Raw genomic sequence first — 21840 nt, 5'->3', positions numbered from 1 at the left:
CGGCACCGGCTCGCGGTGCCCTCAGGATCCCGCCAGCACGCCCGTCCAGTACACGGTCCCCGCGCACGCGTTGGACACCACAGCCGAGACGGACGGCGCCCCGCCCTCCGCGGTGTTCGTGACGATCACGCTGCCGTCGGCCGTGCCGTCCTCGGTGAGGAGCTGGGTCGAGGTGCCGGTGTCGCCGCCCGTGGTGGTGCCGCCGTCGGTGGCGGTGTCGTCCGTGGGTGTCGGGTCGGGCGTCGGGGTGCCGGTGTCGCCGCCCGTGGTGTCACCGCCGGTCTTGGGGCAGGTCTCCGAGGGCACCCAGGCGAACTTGACGTCGTAGGCGGCACCCGGCTTCAGCACCAGGGACGCCACCTCCAGGGCCGGGTCGGGCAGCGAGGCCGCCGCGTCCCCGGCGACATGCCGGGCCGTGGTGATCTTGGCGGTGTCCGCCGCGCCCTGCGGGGTCGGCGTGACCGTGCCGGGGCCGTTGACGGAACAGCTGATGGCGGAGGTGTTGGTGATGTGGAAGGTGCCGTACACCGCGCCGACGGAGTCGGGGGCGTCGACGCTCTGGGTGGCCGAGCCGAGCTCGGCGGTCGTACAGACGGGGACGCCCGCCGCGCTGGTGGCGGAGGGGTCGGTGCCGCTGCTCGCCCCGGTGCTGCTGCCGGTGCCCTTGCCCTTGTCCTGATCCTTCTGCTCGCCCTTGCCCTGGTCCTCGGTCTTGCCGGCGGAGCCGCCCGAGGTGCTCTCGCCGCCGTCGGGGCCCTTGCCCTCGCCGGCGCCGCCCTGCGCCTGGGAGTAGTGCCCGGCCATGGACGGGTCGGCATCGGCGCCGGTGGAGTTGGAGACGTGCACGAGGGCCGGGATGGCGGTGCCGATGAAGAGGGCGGCGGCCGCCATGCCGACCACGGCCTGCCGCTTGCGCGCCCGCCGGGCGGGTACCGCCTTGCGCAGATGGTCCAGCGTGCCGTCGCTCGGCTCGATCTCCCGCACCGCCTGGTGCAGCAGGCTGCGCAGTGCCAGCTCGTCCGAGTCGAACCCCGTGGAGCTCTGGTCGTCGGGGCCGTGGTTCACAGTTCCGTTCCCAGCGTGCGATTGCTTCGGCGCCTGTTCGTCCGACGACTGTGTCGGCTCGCGCCATTCATAGGGCTCGTGGGGGACGTGCAGATGACGCCGCCCGTCGTTGTCTCCGGTCATGCCGGGGCCTCCATGGCGACCCGCAGAGCGGCGATGCCGCGCGAGCCGTACGCCTTGACGGAACCCAGCGATATCCCGAGGGTCTCGGCGACCTGCGCCTCGGTCATGTCCGCGAAGTAGCGCAGGACCAGAACCTCGCGCTGGCGGCGCTGCAGGCCCTTCATCGCCTTGATCAGCGAGTCGCGCTCCAGCTGGTCGTACGCACCCTCCTCGGCGCTCGCCATGTCCGGCATCGGCTTGGAGAGCAGCTTGAGGCCGAGGATGCGGCGGCGCAGGGCCGAGCGGGAGAGGTTGACGACCGTCTGACGCAGATACGCGAGGGTCTTCTCCGGGTCCCGGACGCGTTTGCGCGCGGAGTGGACGCGGATGAAGGCCTCCTGCACGACGTCCTCGCAGGAGGCGGTGTCGTCGAGGAGGAGGGCGGCGAGACCCAGCAGTGAGCGGTAGTGCGCCCGGTAGGTCTCGGTGAGATGGTCGACGGTCGTGCCGGCGGCCACCGCTTCTTCGGCGCCGTCACGCTGTCCAGGGATGCGGGCCGGCCGCGCTGCGGGCATGGGGGCGATCACCGGCATGCCACCGGGCGCGCCGGCCATGCGGGGTCGTAGGGACGGGCGGGGCGGCCGAAGGGCCGTGCCGCGCGTCGCCGCTCTGAAGTCGAGAACCTCTGCCACGCCAGTTGGACACGCTTCCCCCCGTCATGGTTGTACGCGACCGGCCGTCTTCTGCCAGGCAGCACAACTGACCGTGCGTCAAACCCGCTCATGCCCAACCCGCTCTTCCCCTGTGTCCTGAATGGCCAGGGCGTCCCCACGCCCCGTCAAGCGTCCCCGCGCCCCCGAAGGGCGTTCGCAAAGACGCTCCCCGCCCACCGCGCGGTTGCGGAGGACGGGGAGCCAAATCTTCGGATGCCGAGGCGGCTCGGTTCAAGTGGTCCGGACCAACGGCCGGCTCACATTTCTCATACAGATCCTACAAATGTACGCGGTTTCTGCCAGGACTTTTCCGGCGGTAACCCCTTGCTTCAACACACGTCACACACGACATGAAGCGCACGAGGCCGACGAAACGTCACGCCGGCCCGCGACCTGGGCTCACCGGTACTCCGCCGCCACCAGCTCCGCGATCTGCGCGGTGTTGAGCGCGGCCCCCTTGCGCAGGTTGTCTCCGCACACGAACAGTTCGAGCGCCGTCGGGTCGTCCAGCGCCCGCCGCACCCGTCCGACCCAGGTCGGATCGGTGCCCACGACATCGGCCGGCGTCGGGAACTCCCCCGCCTCCGGATTGTCGAAGAGGACGACTCCGGGCGCTGTGGCGAGGATCTCGCGCGCCTTGCGGACGGTGACCTCGTCCTCGAAGCGGGCGTGGACGGTCAGTGAGTGCGTGGTGACGACCGGCACCCGGACACAGGTCACCGCGACGGGCAGCCTGGGCAGGCCGAGGATCTTGCGCGACTCGTCGCGCACCTTCATCTCCTCGGACGACCAGCCGTCCTCGCGCAGCGATCCGGCCCACGGCACGACGTTCAGCGCGACCGGCTCCGGGAACGGCCCGGTGTTGTCACCGACCGCCCGCCGCACGTCACCGGGGCTGGTCCCCAGTTCCGTACCGGCGACCAGGGACAGCTGCTGGCGCAGCGTCTCGACACCGGCCCGCCCGGCCCCGCTCACCGCCTGGTAGGAGGAGACGACCAGCTCGCGCAGCCCGAACTCGGCGTGCAGCGCGCCCAGGGCCACGATCATGGAGAGGGTGGTGCAGTTCGGGTTGGCGATGATGTTCCGCGACCTGACACGGGCCGCGTGCGGATTGACCTCGGGGACGACCAGGGGCACGTGCGGGTCCATCCGGAAGGCGCCCGAGTTGTCCACCACCACCGCGCCCTTGGCGGCGGCGATCGGCGCCCACTGGGCGGACACCTCGTCGGGTACGTCGAACATGGCGACGTCGATCCCGTCGAAGGCCTCCTCCGACAGGGCCACCACCTCGACCTGCTCACCGCGCACGGCCAGCTTTCGGCCGGCCGAGCGCGGTGAGGCGATCAGACGGATCTCGCCCCAGATGTCCGCGTGCTGGGACAGGATCTGGAGCATGACCGTGCCCACGGCTCCGGTCGCACCCACGACCGCGAGCGACGGTCGGGCGGACCCCGTCCCGGCCATCAGCGTCCCGTGCCTCCGTAGACGACGGCCTCGTCGCTGTCGGAGTCGAGCCCGAAGGCGGAGTGCACGGCGCGGACGGCCTCGGGGACGTCGTCCTGCCGGGTGACGACCGAGATGCGGATCTCGGAGGTCGAGATCAGCTCGATGTTCACGCCCGCGTCGGACAGCGCCTGGAAGAAGGAGGCGGTGACGCCCGGGTTGGTCTTCATCCCGGCGCCGACGAGCGAGATCTTGCCGATCTGGTCGTCGTAGCGCAGCGACTCGAAGCCGATCGCGCTCTTCGCCTTCTCCAGGGCGTCGATGGCCTTGCGGCCCTCGGTCTTGGGGAGGGTGAAGGAGATGTCCGTCAGACCGGTGGAGGCCGCGGACACGTTCTGCACGATCATGTCGATGTTGATCTCCGCGTCCGCGACGGCGCGGAAGATCACCGCGGCCTCGCCCGGCTTGTCCGGGACGCCGACGACCGTGATCTTGGCTTCGGAGACGTCGTGGGCGACTCCGGAGATGATGGCGTGCTCCACCTGCTGGTCCCCTTGCGAATCGGGCTTCTCGTTGCTGACCCAGGTGCCCGGCAGTCCGGAGAAGGACGAGCGGACGTGGATCGGGATGTCGTAACGACGTGCGTACTCGACGCAGCGGTGCAGCAGCACCTTGGAGCCGGAGGCGGCGAGCTCCAGCATGTCCTCGGAGGAGATCCAGTCGATCTTCCTCGCCTTCTTCACCACCCGCGGGTCGGCGGTGAACACGCCGTCGACGTCGGTGTAGATCTCGCACACCTCGGCGTCGAGGGCGGCGGCGAGCGCCACGGCCGTGGTGTCGGACCCACCGCGTCCCAGCGTGGTGATGTCCTTCTTGTCCTGGCTGACACCCTGGAACCCGGCGACGATGGCGATGTTGCCCTCGTCCAGAGCCGTCCGGATGCGGCCGGGCGTGACGTCGATGATCCGCGCTTTGTTGTGGACCGAGTCGGTGATGACGCCTGCCTGGCTGCCGGTGAAGCTCTGGGCCTCGTGGCCCAGGTTTTTGATCGCCATGGCCAGCAGGGCCATGGAGATCCGCTCTCCGGCGGTCAGCAGCATGTCGAACTCACGCCCGGCCGGCATCGGGGATACCTGCTCGGCGAGATCGATCAGCTCGTCCGTCGTGTCGCCCATCGCGGAAACGACCACGACCACCTGGTGGCCGTTCTTCTTCGCTTCCACGATTCGCTTGGCGACGCGCTTGATGCCCTCGGCATCGGCTACGGAGGAGCCTCCGTACTTCTGCACGACAAGGCCCACGTGCGCTCCTCGCTCAGTCAGTCTCTATCCGCACATACGCATATGTACTGCGGTCGGCTCAGTCTATCGAGCGCCCGAAATTCGCCCCTGAGGTATCGCATCGTGAGACTCGGGCGCCCAGGTCAGCGCATGCCCACGAGAGGCCCTCCGGAAAAGTGCCAAGCGTCACAGGTCCCGGCTGTGAATTAAGTTTCAAGCACTAGGGTTCGGCTGTGCACGTACTTCTCGTGGAAGACGATGAGCCGGTCGCCCAGTCCCTGCGCCGCGGCCTGACCCGCTACGGCTTCGAGGTCGACTGGGTCACCACGGGCGCCGCCGCCCTGGCGCACCCCGAGCCCTACGACGTCGTACTCCTCGATCTCGGCCTGCCCGACACCGACGGCCTCGACGTCTGCAAGGCCCTCCGGGAACGCGGCGACGTCCCGATCATCGTGATCAGCGCCCGCAGCGACGAGACGGACCGGGTGGTCGGCCTGGAGCTCGGCGCCGACGACTACGTGTCCAAGCCCTTCGGGGTGCGGGAGGTCATCGCGCGGATAAGGGCGGTGATGCGGCGCACGCAGCCGCGTGAGGCCGCCGCGGCCGGCCCCGACCGCTACGGCACCCGCCTGACCGTCGACCGCAAAGCCGCCCGCGTCCGCCTGGACGGCGAGGAGGTCGCGCTCGCGCCCAAGGAGTACGACCTGCTGGCCTTCCTCACCGAGGAGCCGGGCGCGCTGATGTCGCGCGAGTCGATCATGGAGGCGGTCTGGGACGCGAACTGGTTCGGCCCGACCAAGACCCTGGACGTGCACGTGGCGGCGCTGCGGCGGAAGCTGATGGGCGCGATCACGATCGAGGCGGTGCGAGGGGTCGGGTTCCGCCTGGAGATCTCGAAAGACACCGGCAGCGACACCTCATGAACCGTCAGCTCATCCTCAGTTACATCCTGCTCGTCGCGGTGGCCATCCTCCTGTTCACGGTGCCGGTGGCCTTCACGCTCACCAAGCAGCTGCGGGACGACACCGAGCTGTCCGTCCAGCGCGAGGCGACCACCATGGCACTGCTTCTGGGCAACGGCGACGAGGCGTCCTGCCGGGCGCTGACGACCATGGCCAGGGCCTACGCCGCCGAGACGAAGGACGAGGTCCAGGTCAGCGCCACCGACGCGTGCGCGGCGGCCGTACCCCGCCCCGCGCCGGACGCGGCACTGACGAAGGCCCGGGAGGAGGGCCGCTCGACCACCGACTGGGGATCGGACTTCATCTGGGGCCGCGAGCTGGTGATCACGGTCCCCGCGAAGGCCGACGGCCAGGTCGTCGGCGCCGTACGGATCGTCTACTCGACGTCGGGCCTCACCCGCAGGCTGTGGACGATCTGGGGCTTCCGGGCGGGCCTCGCGGTCACGGTGCTCGGTGTGGCGGCACTGATCGGCGCGGTCGTGGCCCGCCGCCTGACCCGCCCCCTGCGCGAACTCAACGGGATGGCGAGCAAGTTCAGCGACGGCGACCTGACCGCGCGCTCACCGGTGACCGGCCCGCCGGAGACCCAGACGCTGGCCCGCACCCTCAACCAGGGCGCGGAGCGCCTGGACACCCTGGTCGCCTCGCAGCGCATCTTCGTGGCCGACGCCTCCCACCAACTCCGCACTCCGCTCACGGCGTTGCGGCTCTCGTTGGACAACATCGCGGACGGCGTGGACGACGAGTTCGTACGGGAGGACGTGGAGCAGGCGACCGCCGAGGTGGTCCGGATGAGCCGGCTGGTCAACGGCCTGCTGGTGCTGGCGCGGGCCGAGGCGAAGGTGACTGCGGCGGAGCCGCTGTCCCTGCCGGACATCGTCAACGAGCGTCTGGCGGTGTGGAGGCCGGCCGCCGACGAGCGCGGAGTCACCGTCGCGCTCAGGGGGAGTGCCGACGGCCGGCTGCTGGTGCTGACCAGCCCCGGTCACCTGGACCAGGTGCTGGACAACGTGCTCTCGAACGCCCTGGAGGTGTCACCCGACGGCGGCACGATCACCGTACGGATGCAGACGCGGGGCGACGAAGTGGTGCTGTCGGTCCTCGACGAGGGTCCCGGCATGTCGGATCCGGAGAAGTCCCGCGCCTTCGACCGCTTCTGGCGCGGCCAGGGACTCACCGGCAGGTCCGGCTCCGGTCTCGGCCTCGCCGTCGTCAAGCAGCTGGTGACGGACGACGGCGGGACCGTGACGCTCCGGGACGCTCCCCCCGTCTCGGCTTCGCTCGACCGGGGGGACCGCCATGGCGGCGGACTGTGCGTGGAGATCCGCCTGCGCGCGGCCGGCTGACCGGCCTCGGGGCCGCAGGACCGCAGGGCCTCGGGGCCGCAGACCGCAGGACCCCAGGACCGCAGGACCGCAGGACCTCGGAGCCGCAGGACCGCAGGACCGCAGGGCCGCAGGACCGCAGGGCCTCGGGCCTCAGTGCTCAGTGCTCAGTCTCAGGCCTCAGGCCTCAGGCCTCAGCCTTCCGGCATCGCCGAGGAGTGGTGGTTGACGATCAGCCACTCGCCGCCGATCTTCTCGTAGGCGTACGTGTAGCGGGCCTCGACCACCCGCTTCTTGCCGGTGTCGGGGTCGGTGAGCGTGAACTCGTACACGCCGGCGTCGATCGCGGAGTCGGCGTCGAGGATGTTGACGATCGTCTCGATCTTCTTGCCGACCGGCTTGTTGTCGAGGAAGTGGTCGAAGTAGTCGACGATCTCGGCGCGGTCCGAGCGGACCTTGTTGGAGACGGTGGGCAGGAGGACCGCGTCCTTGGCGTACAGGTCGGCGACCTTGTCGGAGTCACCGGTCCGCAGGGCCGCGTTCCAGGTGTCGAAGAGCGAGGCGATCTGCTTCTTGCTCGCCTTCTTCGGGGAGTCCTGGCCGGCCAGGCTGACACCGGCGGTGACCGTGCCGACGGCGACGAGGGCGGTGGCGGTCACGATGGCTGCGCGCTTGGATATGGAACGACGGGTCATCGCTGTCTCCTGCGAATCGAGGCGGGTCTTCCTCCCTCCGCGTGGGGTGCGGTGTGGAGTGACTCCAGACTCTCTTTTCGCTGGTTAGGCCCCGTACAGGCGAGATACAGGGCAGAGCCAGGACGGACCCAATTGACGCCCCGTGAGCGCCCGGTCACAGCTCAGGCGGGGGCTCCCTGGCGTCCGCGCAGCAGGCTCACACCGGCCCCCAAGGACACCACACCCATCCCCACGGCGGTCATGACTCCCTGCGTCCCGTCCACGACGAACGGCGCGGCGACGGCGACGGCGAGGTTGAACAGGAACAGGAACCACAGGGCGGGCTTGGAGGAGAGCAGCGACTTCATGGCGTTTTCCTTGGGGTGTGTGGGCCGTTGCGGGCCGGTTGACCTTGTGCCCTCCACGATTCCGTTTTCCGGCGGCCGCCACGAGGGAGTGTTCTCCCGGACCTGAGGTGTAGCGGGCTACACCACGGGGGGACCCACTGAGGGGCCCGCGGAAGGGCCCGCGGAAGGGCCCGCGGAAGGGCCCGCAGGGGGACGTCCCTGGGCGGACGCCAGGATCGCCCGCGACCGGACCGTGTCCGGGTGATCCGGCCCGAGAACCCGCGTCCGGTCCTCCAGCACCCGGGCGAAGAGCCTCGTCGCCCGCTCCCGCTCCCCCGCCGACTCGTAGGCGGCCGCGAGGTTGCTGCGGGAGACGAGCGTGTCGGGGTGGTCGGGGCCGAGGACGCGTTCGCGCACGTCGAGGGTGCGCTCGCACAGCTCGACGGCGCGCTCCGTGTCGCCGGCGGCACGGTACGCGCCGGCCAGGACGTTCTGCGTCCACAGCGTGGTGGGGTGCTTGTCGCCGAAGGACTCACGGCACTGCTGCAGCGTGCGTTCGACCAACTCCACGGAGCGTCGCACCTGTTGGTCGGCGCGGTAGCAGGAGGCCAGGTTGTGCCAGGCGCGGAGTGTCTCCGGATGGTCCTCGCCCAGCGTCTCGCGGCAGCGTTCCAGGGTCTGCTCGCACAGGGGGAACGCGTCCTCCAGACCGCCCACGGCCCGGTAGGCGTCGGCGAGGTCGTTGCACGCGCCCAGGGTCACCTGGTGGTCCTCGCCCAGCGCCCGTCGGCGGGCCTGCAGCGCCACCTGGTAGGCCGGGATCGCCTGCCGTGCGTTGCCCGTCGCCCGGTACGCGTCGGCCAGCACGGTCCAGGCGCTCAGCGTCTCGGGGTGATCCTCCCCGAGAGCCCTCAGGCAGTTCGCCACCGTCTCCAGGGCCAGTTCGACGGCGCGCTCCGTCGCACCCGCCCCCCGCCGCGCGGCGGCGAGTTCGTGCTGTGTGCGCAGGGTGTCCGCGTGATCCCCGCCGAGCAGTCGCCACCTGGCCGTCAGCGCCCGCTCCAGCCGGTCGACGGCACGGCCCACCGCGCCCTGGTTGAGCAGGAAGAGACCCGACAGGTGGAACAGCCACGCCGTCTCCACAGTGTCCGTCCCGGGCGGGGCATGCTCGGCCAGCGCGTCGACGTGCGGCAACAGCTCCCGCCAGGCGGGCCAGGTCGCGGGGTCCGCCCAGGCCAGGGGCACGGCCCGGACCAGCTGCCGTACGGCGAGCTCCCTGGCCTCCTCGACCGCCTCGGGTCCGCGGTGCGGGTCCTCGGGGTCGGCGGTGCGGGCGACGGCCTGCACCAGCCGGTGCACGGCCACGGACCGGCCGTCGCCGTCGGCCCTGATCACGCTGTGCGCGACCAGCCGGCCGCGGGCCCGCCGCACGGCGGGCGGGGTGCCGAGGCCGTCCAGCAGCGGGAACGGGATGCCGTCGGGGCCGTACCAGGCCAGGATCCGCAGGATCCGGCCGGCCAGCGGGTCGTCGGCGATCCGGTCCAGGGTCAGCCGCCAGATGCGGGCCACGGTCCGGCTGCTGTCGCCCCCCTCGCCGGAGTCGGCGTAGAGCTCGGCCGGGTACCGCGCCAGCAGACCGAGGTATTCGGCCGGAGTCGTCCCCGTCTCCACGCAGTAGGCGGCGGCCTGCTCCACCGCGAGGGGCAGAAAGCCGAGTTCGGCGCAGAGCGCGCCGGTGTCCTCGTCGTCGGACCCGGTGATACGGCCGAACAGCGCGACCGCGTCGGCCGGTTCGAGCACGTCGAGGGAGAGGGATCCGCCGACCCCGTGCCAACCGGTCGCGCGGCGGCTGGTGATGACGAAACGCCCGGCGGCCGTACGGTCCAGCAGCCAGGTGACGTCCTTCGGATCGGCGACGCTGTCCAGCACCACGAGCCACCCGTCATGGGACGCCAGCCACTGCACCGCCCGCTCGCACAGCGCCTCCTGGGACAGGATCCCGGCGAGGTTCGGCTGTAACGCGGTGGCCAGGGCGGCGAGTCCGGCGTCCATGTCGGCCCGCGTCTCGGCACCGATCCACCACACCGGGTTGTACTGCCCGGCCCGCTGATCCGCCCAGTGCGCGGCCAGCGCGGACTTCCCGATGCCGCCGAGCCCGTGCAGTGCCTGGACGACCACACCGCGGGCGGCGCTCAACGCCTCGTCGAGAAGGGCGAGTTCGTGGCGACGGCCCACGAAGCCCAGGCGGGCCGGGATGTTGCGCAGGCGAGGCGGGGCGGGCGTGACGCCCGGGGAGTCGGGCGGGAGGACGACCTGGCGGTCGACGTGCGTACTCCGGTCGACGTGGGTGCTCCGGTCGACGTGGATCGCGAGGGAGTTGTCGCCGGTCAGGGCCTGGTGGATGTCCCCGGAGGCGGCGACCGACCGGTCCCCGGAGGCCTCCGCCGACGACGTGCTCATCGCCCGTCGCCGGTCGACGCGGAGCCGATGTCACCTCCCGCGGCGATCGAACGATCGCCGGAGGCGGTCACGTCCCCGGCTCGGGGAGTGGGAGCGGGAGGAGCAGGAGCAGGGGCAGGGGCAGGGGGCGCGGGTGGCGTCGGCTCGGCAGACCCGTCACCGGTCACCGCCACCCCGATGTTCCCGCCCGCGGCGACGGACCTCGCACCGCCGGCGGTGACCGCCGACGTGCCGCCACCGCCCGAGAAGAGGGCGTAGACGGTGAGCGCCAGCCCCACCAGCCCGGCCGCTCCCCCGGCCACGCTCGCCCACGGATCCGCCGCGTGCACGTCCAGCACGCCACCCACGACCAGCCCCGCCGCTCCCGCGACACAGAGCCCGATCCCCGTCCACACCAACGCCTTCGACTGCCCCGTCATAGGGCCATCATGACGCCCGTGGCGGCCGGGGCGCAGGAGGCCGGGCGGGTACTCGCGGCCGGTGGGCCGGAGTTATTTGGCCTCGGCCTGGTGGAGGCCCAACGGCCCCCCGATCTCCTCCGCCATCACACGGCCCGCCTCGAACTCCAGGGTCTCGTCACCGATTTCCTGGTCCGTGTCCAGGCCGTCGAGCTCCTCCAGGGGCTGGTTCAGGCGGACGTGGGCGACCACCGACTGGAGTGCGCGCAGGCTCGCCGACGCGGTGGAGCCCCAGTTGGAGAAGTAGGAGAACTGCCACCACCACATCGCCTCCGAGGTGCGGCCGGCGCGGTAGTGGGCCATGCCGTGGCGCAGGTCGGTCATGACGTCGGCGAGGTCGTCGGAGATCCGGGCCGGAACGGGCGCCTTGCGGGGCTCGTAGGGGTCGAAGACCTCGGAGTAGATGTCGATCGGGTCGAGGAGCCGCGCGAGGTTCTCGCGGAGGTCGTCGACGTCTCCCTCCGGGCCCAGGTCGGGCTCGTAGCGCTCGTCGGGGACGATGTCCTCGTGGGCGCCGAGGCGGCCGCCGGCCAGCAGGAGCTGGGAGACCTCCAGGAGGAGGAAGGGGACCGCCGAGTCCGGCTCGTCGCCCCTCGCCACCTCGGTGACGGCCACCAGGAAGCTCTCGATCTGGTCCGCGATCTGGACCGCGAAGTCATCGGGATTCTGGCTGCGCTCGTGCAGCGTGGCGTCAGACATCTAGGAGTCGTCTCCCCTCGAAGGCGCGGCCGAGGGTCACCTCGTCCGCGTATTCCAGGTCGCCGCCCACCGGGAGGCCGCTGGCCAGGCGGGTGACCTTGAGGCCCATGGGCTTGATCATGCGGGCGAGGTACGTGGCCGTCGCCTCGCCTTCGAGATTCGGGTCGGTGGCGAGGATGAGCTCCGTGACCGTTCCGTCGGCCAGCCTCGCGAGCAGCTCTCTTATCCGCAGGTCGTCGGGGCCGACGCCCTCGATCGGGCTGATCGCTCCACCGAGCACGTGGTACTTGCCGCGGAACTCGCGCGTGCGCTCGATCGCCACGACGTCCTTCGGTTCCTCGACCACGCAGATGACGGACAGGTCGCGGCGGGGGTCGCGGCAGATGTTGCACAGCTCCTCCTGTGCGACGTTGCCGCAGGTCGCGCAGAAGCGGACCTTCGCCTTGACCTCCATCAGACACTGCGCGAGACGCCGTACGTCCGTCGGCTCCGCCTGCAGGATGTGAAAGGCGATCCGCTGCGCGCTCTTGGGACCGACGCCGGGCAGCCGCCCCAGTTCGTCGATGAGGTCCTGGACCACGCCTTCGTACAACGGACTGCCCGTCCTTCCTGGGTTCCTTCTGTACGTACGGTAGTTGCCGGGTGCCCGTGTTGGTAAGGCGGGCCGGGCACTGGTTTTGGTGCGACCCGAGGGACTAGAACGGCAGGCCGGGGATGCCGCTGCCGCCGCCGAGGCCCTGGGCCAGCGGACCGAGCTTCTGCTGCTGGAGGGTCTGCGCGTTCTCGTTGGCCGCCTGTACGGCCGCCACGATCAGGTCGGCGAGGGTCTCGGTGTCGTCCGGATCCACCGCCTTCGGGTCGATCTTCAGCGCGCGGAGCTCGCCGGCGCCGGTGACGGTGGCCCGCACCAGGCCGCCGCCCGCCTGACCGTCGACCTCGGTCCTGGCGAGTTCCTCCTGCGCGTTCGCCAGGTCCTGCTGCATCTTCTGGGCCTGCTGCAGCAGCTGCTGCATGTTGGGCTGGCCACCACCGGGGATCACGATCAGCTCCTTGGTGAGTACGGAGTCCCGTCAGCACGAGCCTACGTGCTCCGCGCAGGCATCGCCCCAGCACTCTTTCGAGTGAGTGGGCCGCGAATCCTATACCTGATCAAGGGACTCTTCCGGGCGGAAAAGAGACGAAAGCTACGCCTTAGCCACCCATTGGGCGGTAGGAAGGGGGCCGACGCAGCAGCATCAGGTGTCACGCAACGTGATCGGTCGGGATCAGGTAGGGAGTGCCGGGTGGGTCAGCCGGAGATGCAGCCCGAGGGTCCACCTCAGGACGGGCGGGGCGAGGGGGCGGCCGGGCTGCGGCCGGGCGATCTGACCGGGCGGGCGTTTCCGCTCGGGGACTGGGGCGAGCCCGCCGTACGGCTGGACGAGCTGTACCGGTGGGTGGAGCGCGGGGCGCTGGAGACGGCGGCCTGGTATCTCGCGGACCGGGAGTGGAAGCGGCGGGGGGCGCGGGGGTTGCGGGCGGGGGCGGCGGGGGGCGCGGTGGCTGGGGCCGCGCTGCCGCTGCTGGACATGACGGGGGTCGTGGCCGGCGTCGCGCCCTGGGGGTATCTCTCGCTGCTGCTGGCGGTCGCGTGCGTCGCCGGGGACCGGTTCTTCGGGGTGACCTCCGGCTGGATAAGGGATGTGGCCACGGCCCAGGCCGTGCAGCGGCGGCTGCAGGTGCTCCAGTTCGACTGGGCCTCGGAGTGCGTGCGGGAGGTGCTGGGGCCGGCGGACGGGACGGCGAGCGAGGCTGCCGAGCGGTGTCTGGGGGTGCTGCGGAGGTTCTCCGAGGACGTGGCGGAGCTGGTGCGCACGGAGACGGCGGACTGGATGGTCGAGTTCCACACGGGCGCGTCGCCGCTGGGGATCCAGTCGGCGGTGGCCGTGGGGCAACGGGCGGACGTCGGGGCTTCTCACGGGCGGTTTCTGCCGCCGGGAGCGGGGGCCCGGCCGAACATGCCTCGTCAGCGGCCGCCGGAGCCGCGGTGAGGGTGGGGGTGCGGGGCGGGTGGGGGTGCGGTGTGATGGCGCGGGGGTTTCTCGCCCCCGCCGCCCCTTCCCTTCCCGTCCCGGGGGGGGGGGGGGGGGGGGGCGGTGTGATGGCGCGGGGGTTTCTCGCCCCCGCCGCCCCTTCCCTTCCCGGCCCGGGGGGGGGGGGGGGGGGGGGCGGTGTGATGGCGCGGGGGTTTCTCGCCCCCGCCGCCCCTTCCCTTCCCGTCCCTGGGGGCTGCGCCCCCAGACCCCCGCCTTCGGCCCGAAGGGCCTCGTCCTCAAACGCCGGACGGGCTGAGAGGGGTCACTGTCGGGTGTATGTCAGCTTCTCGTCCGTACCCGTGTTCGTGCGCTCCAGGGTTCCGTCCGGGAGCAGGGTGATTTCGGTCGGTGCTCCCGGGTTGCAGGAGGAGCGGGGCTCGCCGCTGGTGACCGCGGACGGGCCGATGCTCAACGGGCCATCGCCGCTCGGCGCTTCGAGCAGGTCCGCCCTGAAGACGCAGTGGTAGCTGCCGTTCGCGGTGGGGCCGTCGGCGACCAGGGACAGGACCGCGTCGCCCGTCTCGCCCTGTTGGAGGGTCAGTTCGCGGGTGTGCAGGCCGTCGGGGTTCTCGATCGTCGTGGTCCAGGTGCCGAGGTAGTCGGCCGGGATCGCGCCGTCCGACGGCGTGGCGGAGGTCGTCGGCTGCGAGGGGGACGGGTCTTCGGGCGTGCTCGGGCCGGGGGTCGTGGGAGCGGTCGCGGTGGGGGTGGGGCTCCCTCCGCCGCCCGCCTCCTTGTCGCCGTCGCCGCTCATCAGGGTGTAGACCGAGCCGCCGGCACCGAGCGCGACGACCAGGGCGACGAGGACGAGCAGGGCGGTGGAGCGGCGGTTGTTCCCGGGGCCCTGGGCGGCGGGAGGAGGGCCGTAGGGCGGGGTTGGTCCGAGGCTGCCGTACTGGTTGTACGGGGGCGGGGTGACCGGCTGTTGCGGATAGCCGTACGCCGAGGGCTGCGGGTGTGGTTGCGGGTAGCCGTACGCGGGGTGGGCCGGGGCGGGAGCGCCCGGGTTTGCCGTGGCTCCCGGCGAGGGTGTCCGGCCGCCCTGGCCCGCGACGACGGTGGGCAGGTGGTCCAGCCGCGCGCCACTTCCCGGTTGCCCCGGCACGGGTGGGCCGGGGGGCGTGGGGTCGGCGACGGCGGCGTGCTCGGGAGACGCCTCGGGAACCCGGGTCGCGCCGGCTGCCGTGCCGTCGTCCGCCACCCCCTCCGGGTCCTCCGCATCCAGCAACTCCACTGCGTGCCGCCCGAGTTGGGCCACCAGTGCCCCCGGCAACCACGGGTCCCGTGACCGCCCACCGGACACCGTGTCGTGCGCGCCGGTGCGCTCCAGGATGCGGTCCAGTGTGGGTCGCGCCCCCGGGTCCTTCTTCAGGCAGCTGCGCACCAGGTCGGCGATGCCCTCGGGGACGCCCTCCAGGTCGGGCTCCTCCTGGGCGATGCGGAACATCAGGGCGTGGACCCCGCTGTTGGCGGCGCCGAAGGGGAGCCTGCCGGTCGCGGCGTACGCCAGCACCGAGCCGAGGCAGAAGACGTCGCACGCCGGGGTGATCCGGTCGCCCCGGACCTGCTCGGGTGCCATGAAGCCCGGCGAGCCGACGAGTGCGCCGGTCCTGGTCAGCCCGCCGTCCGTCACCGTCTCCAGGGCGCGCGCGATGCCGAAGTCGATGACCCGGGGACCGTCGATCGTGACCAGCACGTTGGACGGCTTGAGGTCGCGGTGGATGATTCCGCCGGCGTGGATGTCCTTCAACGCGCTCGCCAGTCCGGCGGCGAGGATGCGGACGGAGCGTTCGGGCAGTGCCCCGTGGTCGTGGCCGACGACCTGCTGGAGGCTGGGTCCGGCGACATAGCCGGTGGCGACCCACGGCACGACGGCCTCGGTGTCCGCGTCCAGCACGGGCGCCGTCCAGTAGCCGCCGACCTGCCGCGCGGCCTGCACCTCCTGCCGGAACCGCGCCCGGAACTCGTCCTGCGCGGCCAGCTCCTGCCGTACGAGCTTGACGGCGACCGTGCGCCCCCGGTCCGACCGGGCCAGATACACCTGCCCCATCCCGCCGGCACCGAGCCGCGCCAACAGCCGGTAGACGCCGATCCGTTGTGGATCCCCAGGTCCCAGTTTCTCCATCGTTGCGCCGCCTTCCCCCGCCCCGCACGTGAGCAACAGCCCGAGGATAGTGCGGCTCCACCCGGCGGTGAGCTGGGCGTTGTCTACGGTTCCGTAACAGGCGGGCCCAGCTGTTCGAGCACCTTGGACAGCCGTTCCAGCACCCGGACGGCCTCGGCGAGTTCGGCGTCGTCGCCGTACGCCTGGGCCAGCCGGTCGGCGAACGCCGCGTGGCCGGGGCCGATGCGGGAGATCGCCGCCCGCCCCTCCGGCGTGGGCGCCAGCAGCTTGGCGCGCCGGTGTGCGGGGTTGGGCCGGTACTCGGCCAGCCCTTTCTGCACCAGCAGATCGGCGATGCGCTGCACGCTCTGCCGGGTGATGCCCATCGCCCGGGCGATGCCGGAGACCGGCAGCGGTTCGCCGAGCACCGCGCCGAGCACCTGCCACCAGGCGGCGGTGAGTGCGGCGGGTTTTGCCAGCTCCTCCGCCACGGCGAGGAACTGCCCGTTCAGCCGGAAGACGCCGAGCGCGCTGCGACTGAACAGGTCCTGCCGCTCCCGGCTCACTGCTGGGCCCCCGCCTTCTCCAGTACGGCGTACGCCTCGGCGTCGGAGTCGTGGAACAGGCGGTACCAGGCGTCGAGCACCTCGCCCTCGTACACCCCGAGGAGCCGGAGGATCTCCCGGGCGAAGGCGACGGGTTCGGTCGGGCCGGCGGTGATCAGGCCGCGGTCGGTGACGGCGTCCGCGTCGACGTACCGCTCGGCGCCGCCGTATCCGGTCGCGGCGAGGTAGAAGGAGACCGCGCTGGTGTGGTCGCGGTCGTCGAGCAGGCCCTCGCGGGCGAGCCCGGCGGTGGCCCCGCAGATCGCGGCGACCGGAACGCCGGCGTCCAGGAAGGCGCGGGCCTTGCGGGCGAAGGGGGCGAGGTCGTCGGACAGGTCCCAGAGGTCGGCGCCGGGGAGGATCAGCAGGGAGCTGTCTTCCGGCCGTACCTCGTCCAGGGCCAGGTCGGGCCGGATGCCCAGGCCGCCGATGGAGGTCACCGGCTCGCGGGTCGGGCCGACCGTGCGGATCTCGTGTCCGGCGCGGGCGAGATACGCCGTCGCGTGCCCCGTCTCCCAGTCGGCGAGGGTGTCGTACACGCCGAGATGTACGGGCTTGCGGCTCATGGCTGCCTCCTCGGGCCGTTCACTGTTTCCTTGATGACAACATGCTGTCATTTCGACAGGAGGCTGTCAATAGTTCCCCCGGTCAGCACCCGCCACCCCTACCTCTTCGACAACCTGTCGCGGAAAGCCGCCGTCCACAGACAGGACGCCGATATCGCTTCCGCATCGCGGACATTTACTCTCGGTCCATGACCCCTCAGCCAAACCCCGAGGTCGGCGCCGCCGTGAAGGCCGCGGACCGTGCGCACGTGTTCCACTCCTGGTCCGCGCAGGAGCTCATCGACCCGCTCGCCGTGGCCGGCGCGGAGGGGTCGTACTTCTGGGACTACGACGGCAACCGGTACCTCGACTTCAGCAGCGGACTCGTCTACACCAACATCGGCTACCAGCACCCCAAGGTCGTCGCCGCGATCCAGGAACAGGCCGCGACCCTGTCCACCTTCGCGCCCGCCTTCGCGCTGGAGGCCAGGTCGGAGGCGGCGCGGCTGATCGCCGAGCGGACCCCCGGCGACCTCGACAAGATCTTCTTCACCAACGGCGGTGCCGACGCCGTGGAGCACGCGGTGCGCATGGCGCGGCTGCACACGGGCCGGCCGAAGCTGCTGTCGGCGTACCGCTCGTACCACGGCGGCACACAGCAGGCGATCAACCTCACCGGTGACCCGCGCCGCTGGGCCTCCGACGGTGCCGCGGCCGGTGTCGTGCACTTCTGGGCGCCCTTCCTGTACCGCTCCCGCTTCTACGCCCGGACCGAGGAGGAGGAGTGCGCACGGGCCCTTGAGCACCTGGAGACGACGATCGCCTTCGAGGGGCCGGGGACGATAGCCGCGATCATCCTGGAGACGATTCCCGGGACCGCCGGGATCATGGTCCCGCCGCCGGGCTACCTCGCCGGCGTCCGTGAGATCTGCGACAAGTACGGCATCGTGTTCATCCTGGACGAGGTCATGTCCGGGTTCGGGCGGACCGGCGAGTGGTCCGCGGCGGACCTGTTCGACGTCGTGCCGGACCTGATGACGTTCGCGAAGGGCGTGAACTCCGGGTATGTGCCGCTCGGCGGTGTCGCGATCTCCGGGGCGATCGCGGAGACCTTCGGGAAGCGGCCCTACCCGGGCGGGCTGACGTACTCGGGGCATCCGCTGGCGTGTGCGGCGGCCGTCGCGACGATCAACGTGATGGCCGAGGAGGGCGTCGTCGAGAACGCGGCCCGGCTCGGGGCGGACGTCGTCGCACCGGCGCTGCGGGAGCTGGCCGAGCGGCACCCGTCGGTGGGCGAGGTCCGGGGCGTCGGCATGTTCTGGGCGATCGAACTGGTGAAGAACCAGGAGACGCGCGAGCCGCTGGTGCCGTACAACGCGGCCGGTGAGGCGAACGCGCCGATGGCCGCGTTCGGGGCCGCCGTGAAGGCCGGCGGGGTGTGGCCGTTCATCAACATGAACCGGACGCATGTGGTGCCGCCGTGCAACGCGAGTGAGGCGGAGCTGAAGGAAGGGCTGGCCGCGCTGGACACGGCGCTGTCGGTGGCGGACGAGTACACGGAGTAGTCACCTGGGCCGACATCCTCGCCGATTCGAACGCGTAAGGTGGCGTGCTCGTAGACATGTACGTGTACGCCACCCGACCGCGACGAGGGAGACGCCCCGACCATGCCCGGCCCGAGCGGCAGCGGCGCCGTGACCCGCAGCACCCTGCGGCAGCAGATCGCCGACGCGCTTCGAGACGAGGTGCTGGCCGGGCGGCTGCAGCCGGGGCAGGAGTTCACGGTGAAGGAGATCGCCGAGCAGTACGGCGTCTCCGCGACACCCGTGCGCGAGGCGCTGGTGGACCTGTCCGCGCAGGGGCTCCTGGAGGCCGACCAGCACCGGGGCTTTCGGGTGCACGAGTACTCGGTCGAGGACTTCCGGGGCATCCTCGAGGCCCGCACCCTGGTCACCGACGGCATGTTCCAGGCGCTCGACAACGGCCACCTCGGGTACCGCGACCTGGACGACCCCCGGACGGCCGCCGCCGTGGCCGGAGTACGCCGCCGCGCCGACGAGGCGCGGCGCGCCGCGGCCGCCGGTGACCTCACCGTGCTGATCGGCTACGACCTGCGCTTCTGGCGCGAACTGAGCAGCCTGTTCGGCAACCCCTACCTCGCCGACTTCCTGCACCGGCTGCGCGTCCAGTCCTGGGTGTGCACGGTGCAGCACCTGCGCCGGCTCACCGACCTGCGCGGCAGTCTGTGGCACGGCCACACCGAACTGGTGGACGCCCTGGCCGAGCACGACACCGACACCGCCCGCTCGGTCGTCGCCGCGTACAACGCGGACGCCCTGGCCCTGATCGAACGCCTCGCCACGGGGTGAGCGCCGGGCCGGGCCGGGTATGTGACGTGCACAGGGGCAGCCGACCCGGTGCCGCACCGACTACCCTGCCTTGACCACCGTGTGACGACCACTGTGACGACCGCAGCGCTGCGAGTGACCGAGGAGCTGACTTTTGGCCTGTGACCTGTGGCTGGTGCCGCTCGTAGACGTGTTGTGCCACACCCCGGACAATCCGTTCGCCGAGGAACTCGCGCAATACAACAAGGTGCTTGCCGAGGCCGGGCTTCCGCCGGTTCCGGTGTACCAGTACATGCCGGGACTGTCCGGCGAGGTCGCGCCGGTGGCGGGCTTCGACTACGACGCGCTGCACTTCCTGCGCCGCGCCTACCTGCTCCAGGTCTGCGGGCTGCCGGTGACGCCGGTGGACGAACTGGGCGGCGACTACGAGCAGTTGCTGGAGATGTTCGAGGCGACGGCCCAGCAGTCCCACCTCGTGTGGCACTACGACCACGCGGGCGCGTACGTCCCCGTGGACTTCCCGCACCCGCTGTCCAACGACGAACTCCTCGCGGGCGGCGGCCCGCTCGGCTCGTCCCAGACGTTGCTGCGGGAGCTGGAGTTCGTCGCCCCGTCACTCGGCATCGACCCGGCCAACCCCCCGGCGCCCCCGGAAGCACCGCTCGGTCCCACGGAGCTGGAGGAGCCGGCCGCACCGGTGCCCTACGATCCCAGCCCCTTCGCCCGCGAACGTCACGTGTGGCTCGGCCTGCACGCGGCGGCGACGCGGAGTCTGGCCCAGGGGTCGATGATCATCTTCAGCTGAGGGTCAGCGCCCCAGCTGGGAGAGGCCCTTCTGCACGTCCTCGTAGTTCATCACCGGGGTGTAGGTGATCTTGGCACCCAGGTTCATGAAGAACGGCTCGCTGATCACCGGCATCTGCGAACTGTCCTGCATGTCGAAGACCATGTAGGCGGTGCGCTGGCCGTTCTCGGAGGTGAAGTAGGCCGCTTCGGGCTTGATCTGTTCCAACGACGCCTCGATCAGTTTCGACAGGGTGCCGTTCCGGATGGCCTCGTTCGCCTTCTCCGTGTCCATGGACGCCTTGAGCAGTACGCGCATCGCGATCACCTTCCCTTTCCCGCACACCATATGCCCGATATATATCGTTGGTGCACGCACGTTCGTCTCGTGCTGAATGCGAAGATCGAGCACCTGTGGTCGATCGGTGCGGTCTGCTCTCAGAACACCGGCTTGCCGTCCTGCGTCAACTTCCAGTTGGCGGTCGCGTGGTCCGCCGGGTCCAGCGTTCCCCTTCCCCGCCACGTAGCCGATCCTCAGCTGACGGATCTCGTCGGTGGAGCTGTACGCGATGCCGGCGTCGGCGATGTGCGGGGCCGGAACCGCCGTTCGCCCGGTAGTTGTTGACGGCGACGACGAAGACCTGATCCTCGGTCACCGCCTTCCCGTCGTACGTCAGGTTCTTGATCCGCGAGCCCTCGGCCTGGGCCATGTCGTGGAGTTCGGCGACAAGATCGACATCCCGTCCCACCCCCTTCAACTGCACGCTCGACACCACCGGTTTCCAGGCGCCGCCCGAGAGCTGACCCTCAGGTCGACTCCCGCACCACCAGCCGGCACGGCACCGTGTGCTCCCCCGGCGCACTCTCCTCCGCGTCGATCGCCTCCAGCAGCCGCAGCGCCGCGATGCGCCCGATCTCCGCGAGGTTCATGTCGATCGTGGTGAGGGGCGGCCGGGAGGCCAGCGCCATGGTGTCCCAGTTGTCGTAGCCGACGACCGCGATCTCGCCGGGGACGTTCACGCCCCGCTCGCGCAGCGCGTCCGCCACTCCCCGCGCTATCTGGTCGTTGCCGCAGAAGAACGCGTCCGTCTTGGGTGCCGTACGCAGCACCGCGTCGGCGGCGCGGCGCCCCCAGGCCTCGCTCCACTCGCCGAAGTGGACCCGGCCGGTGGACAGACCGAGCCCCACGCCCTCCAGGTGTTCCACGCCGTGGCGGGCCCTGTCGCGGGCGGCGGCGTGGTGTTCGGGGCCGGTGACGTGGGCGATGCGGGTGCGGCCGGCGGACAGGAGGTGTTCCACGGCCAGTCGGGAGCCGCCGCGGTCGTCGGAGACGACGGAGGTGTCGGCCGGGTCCGTGGAGGGTGACAGGGCGTAGACCACCGGGATCGTCTCCAGGCCGCTGATGCCGGTCAGCGGCGGGCGGGGGTCCGTGCGGCGGCCGGTGACGATGATGCCGTCCACCCGGCGGTCCATGAGGTTGCGCAGGTGGTGCTCTTCCCGGATCGCGTCGCCGCGGGTGTCGCAGAGCAGGACGGAGATCTTGCCGGCGCCGAGCGCGTCCTCGGCGCCGAGGAGCACCGGGGTGCTGAAGCGGCCGATGCCGTCCGTGGTCATCAGGCCGACGGTCCAGCTACGGCCGGTGTGCAGGCTCTGGGCGTGCTGGTTGGGGCGGAAGCCGAGCGTCGCCACGGCATCCATGACCCGTTGGCGGGTCTCCGGGCGCATCCTCCCGCCGCCGTTGAGCGCCTTGGAGGCCGTGCCCACGCTGACGCCCGCGAGCGCGGCGACGTCGGCGAGCCGGGCCCGGCCGGCGGGGGGAGAGCCTGGAGCACTTGCAGCCTGGGTCACGAGC

General features: G+C 71.3%; 22 protein-coding genes and 1 pseudogene. 6 read left to right on the top strand and 17 right to left on the bottom strand.

From position 1 onward, the window contains the following. Positions 1–21: 21 nt before the first annotated feature. The 4 genes from ACWBNA_RS01080 to ACWBNA_RS01065 form a co-directional block, all read right to left on the bottom strand. The gene (locus ACWBNA_RS01080; protein ID WP_482701299.1) at positions 22–1188 is read right to left on the bottom strand and encodes a hypothetical protein; all 1167 of its coding nucleotides are present in this window, start codon (positions 1186–1188) and stop codon (positions 22–24) included. Continuing rightward, positions 1185–1760, bottom strand: coding sequence for a SigE family RNA polymerase sigma factor (locus ACWBNA_RS01075; protein WP_383871768.1), 576 nt, complete (start codon positions 1758–1760; stop codon positions 1185–1187). Before ACWBNA_RS01075 ends, ACWBNA_RS01080 begins: the two co-directional genes overlap by 4 nt. 519 nt (positions 1761–2279) lie before the next feature. Continuing rightward, entirely contained in the window at positions 2280–3344 is a 1065-nt protein-coding gene (locus tag ACWBNA_RS01070) for an aspartate-semialdehyde dehydrogenase (RefSeq protein ID WP_482701297.1), read from the bottom strand. After that, positions 3344–4624, bottom strand: a complete 1281-nt coding sequence (locus ACWBNA_RS01065; RefSeq protein WP_482701295.1) for an aspartate kinase — start codon at positions 4622–4624, stop codon at positions 3344–3346. The genes ACWBNA_RS01070 and ACWBNA_RS01065 overlap by 1 nt, the downstream gene beginning before the upstream one ends. Before the next feature lie 212 nt (positions 4625–4836). Here ACWBNA_RS01065 and ACWBNA_RS01060 point away from each other — a divergent pair, with 212 nt between their 5' ends. Further along, complete coding sequence (locus tag ACWBNA_RS01060; protein ID WP_482701293.1) at positions 4837–5526, top strand: response regulator transcription factor; 690 nt, start codon at positions 4837–4839, stop codon at positions 5524–5526. Further along, complete coding sequence (locus ACWBNA_RS01055; protein WP_482701291.1) at positions 5523–6911, top strand: sensor histidine kinase; 1389 nt, start codon at positions 5523–5525, stop codon at positions 6909–6911. The genes ACWBNA_RS01060 and ACWBNA_RS01055 overlap by 4 nt, the downstream gene beginning before the upstream one ends. A 173-nt stretch (positions 6912–7084) precedes the next feature. Here the strand turns inward: ACWBNA_RS01055 and ACWBNA_RS01050 are convergent, their stop codons facing one another. The 7 genes from ACWBNA_RS01050 to ACWBNA_RS01020 all read right to left on the bottom strand — a co-directional run bounded on the left by ACWBNA_RS01050 (position 7085) and on the right by ACWBNA_RS01020 (position 12568). Further along, the gene (locus tag ACWBNA_RS01050; RefSeq protein ID WP_482701289.1) at positions 7085–7585 is read right to left on the bottom strand and encodes an SgcJ/EcaC family oxidoreductase; all 501 of its coding nucleotides are present in this window, start codon (positions 7583–7585) and stop codon (positions 7085–7087) included. A gap of 161 nt (positions 7586–7746) precedes the next feature. Continuing rightward, complete coding sequence (locus ACWBNA_RS01045) at positions 7747–7932, bottom strand: hypothetical protein (protein ID WP_482701287.1); 186 nt, start codon at positions 7930–7932, stop codon at positions 7747–7749. A 117-nt stretch (positions 7933–8049) separates the two neighbouring features. Next, the gene (locus ACWBNA_RS01040; protein WP_482701285.1) at positions 8050–10371 is read right to left on the bottom strand and encodes a tetratricopeptide repeat protein; all 2322 of its coding nucleotides are present in this window, start codon (positions 10369–10371) and stop codon (positions 8050–8052) included. Continuing rightward, positions 10368–10790 (bottom strand): hypothetical protein, encoded by a 423-nt coding sequence (locus ACWBNA_RS01035; protein ID WP_482701283.1) that lies wholly within the window; start codon positions 10788–10790, stop codon positions 10368–10370. The genes ACWBNA_RS01040 and ACWBNA_RS01035 overlap by 4 nt, the downstream gene beginning before the upstream one ends. 72 nt (positions 10791–10862) lie before the next feature. Continuing rightward, positions 10863–11528: a DUF5063 domain-containing protein gene (locus tag ACWBNA_RS01030; protein ID WP_482701281.1), complete on the bottom strand. Its 666-nt coding sequence runs from the start codon at positions 11526–11528 to the stop codon at positions 10863–10865. Further along, a complete protein-coding gene (gene recR / locus ACWBNA_RS01025; protein ID WP_007383602.1) occupies positions 11521–12120 on the bottom strand; it encodes a recombination mediator RecR in 600 nt (199 codons plus the stop codon). Before recR ends, ACWBNA_RS01030 begins: the two co-directional genes overlap by 8 nt. Positions 12121–12223: 103 nt before the next feature. Then, a complete protein-coding gene (locus ACWBNA_RS01020) occupies positions 12224–12568 on the bottom strand; it encodes a YbaB/EbfC family nucleoid-associated protein (RefSeq protein ID WP_217237067.1) in 345 nt (114 codons plus the stop codon). Positions 12569–12811: 243 nt separating this feature from the next. Here ACWBNA_RS01020 and ACWBNA_RS01015 point away from each other — a divergent pair, with 243 nt between their 5' ends. After that, positions 12812–13558, top strand: coding sequence for an SLATT domain-containing protein (locus ACWBNA_RS01015; RefSeq protein WP_482701279.1), 747 nt, complete (start codon positions 12812–12814; stop codon positions 13556–13558). A 307-nt stretch (positions 13559–13865) separates the two neighbouring features. Here ACWBNA_RS01015 and ACWBNA_RS01010 read toward each other — a convergent pair whose 3' ends face one another. The 3 genes from ACWBNA_RS01010 to ACWBNA_RS01000 form a co-directional block, all read right to left on the bottom strand. Then, positions 13866–15728 (bottom strand): serine/threonine-protein kinase, encoded by a 1863-nt coding sequence (locus tag ACWBNA_RS01010; protein ID WP_482701278.1) that lies wholly within the window; start codon positions 15726–15728, stop codon positions 13866–13868. An 83-nt stretch (positions 15729–15811) separates the two neighbouring features. After that, positions 15812–16273 (bottom strand): MarR family winged helix-turn-helix transcriptional regulator, encoded by a 462-nt coding sequence (locus ACWBNA_RS01005; protein ID WP_482701275.1) that lies wholly within the window; start codon positions 16271–16273, stop codon positions 15812–15814. Continuing rightward, positions 16270–16878, bottom strand: a complete 609-nt coding sequence (locus tag ACWBNA_RS01000) for a type 1 glutamine amidotransferase family protein (protein ID WP_482701273.1) — start codon at positions 16876–16878, stop codon at positions 16270–16272. The genes ACWBNA_RS01005 and ACWBNA_RS01000 overlap by 4 nt, the downstream gene beginning before the upstream one ends. Positions 16879–17066: 188 nt before the next feature. Here ACWBNA_RS01000 and ACWBNA_RS00995 point away from each other — a divergent pair, with 188 nt between their 5' ends. The 3 genes from ACWBNA_RS00995 to ACWBNA_RS00985 all read left to right on the top strand — a co-directional run bounded on the left by ACWBNA_RS00995 (position 17067) and on the right by ACWBNA_RS00985 (position 20010). After that, positions 17067–18422 (top strand): aminotransferase class III-fold pyridoxal phosphate-dependent enzyme, encoded by a 1356-nt coding sequence (locus tag ACWBNA_RS00995; protein ID WP_482701271.1) that lies wholly within the window; start codon positions 17067–17069, stop codon positions 18420–18422. A 102-nt stretch (positions 18423–18524) separates the two neighbouring features. After that, positions 18525–19226, top strand: coding sequence for a GntR family transcriptional regulator (locus ACWBNA_RS00990; RefSeq protein ID WP_482701269.1), 702 nt, complete (start codon positions 18525–18527; stop codon positions 19224–19226). Positions 19227–19359: 133 nt separating this feature from the next. Continuing rightward, a complete protein-coding gene (locus ACWBNA_RS00985) occupies positions 19360–20010 on the top strand; it encodes a hypothetical protein (RefSeq protein WP_482701267.1) in 651 nt (216 codons plus the stop codon). A 3-nt stretch (positions 20011–20013) separates the two neighbouring features. Here the strand turns inward: ACWBNA_RS00985 and ACWBNA_RS00980 are convergent, their stop codons facing one another. The 3 genes and pseudogenes from ACWBNA_RS00980 to ACWBNA_RS00970 all read right to left on the bottom strand — a co-directional run bounded on the left by ACWBNA_RS00980 (position 20014) and on the right by ACWBNA_RS00970 (position 21836). After that, positions 20014–20307: a hypothetical protein gene (locus ACWBNA_RS00980; RefSeq protein ID WP_482701265.1), complete on the bottom strand. Its 294-nt coding sequence runs from the start codon at positions 20305–20307 to the stop codon at positions 20014–20016. A gap of 119 nt (positions 20308–20426) precedes the next feature. Beyond that, a pseudogene (locus ACWBNA_RS00975) lies at positions 20427–20701 on the bottom strand (5'-nucleotidase C-terminal domain-containing protein); the annotation flags it as partial. A 94-nt stretch (positions 20702–20795) separates the two neighbouring features. After that, positions 20796–21836 (bottom strand): LacI family DNA-binding transcriptional regulator, encoded by a 1041-nt coding sequence (locus tag ACWBNA_RS00970; protein WP_482701263.1) that lies wholly within the window; start codon positions 21834–21836, stop codon positions 20796–20798. Between the last annotated feature and the right edge of the window lie 4 nt (positions 21837–21840).

The sequence above is a fragment of the Streptomyces sp. Q2 genome, assembly GCF_056820935.1.
The sequence above is the reverse complement of the archived record's forward strand: the minus strand, read 5'-3'. Positions and strand labels throughout refer to the sequence as shown.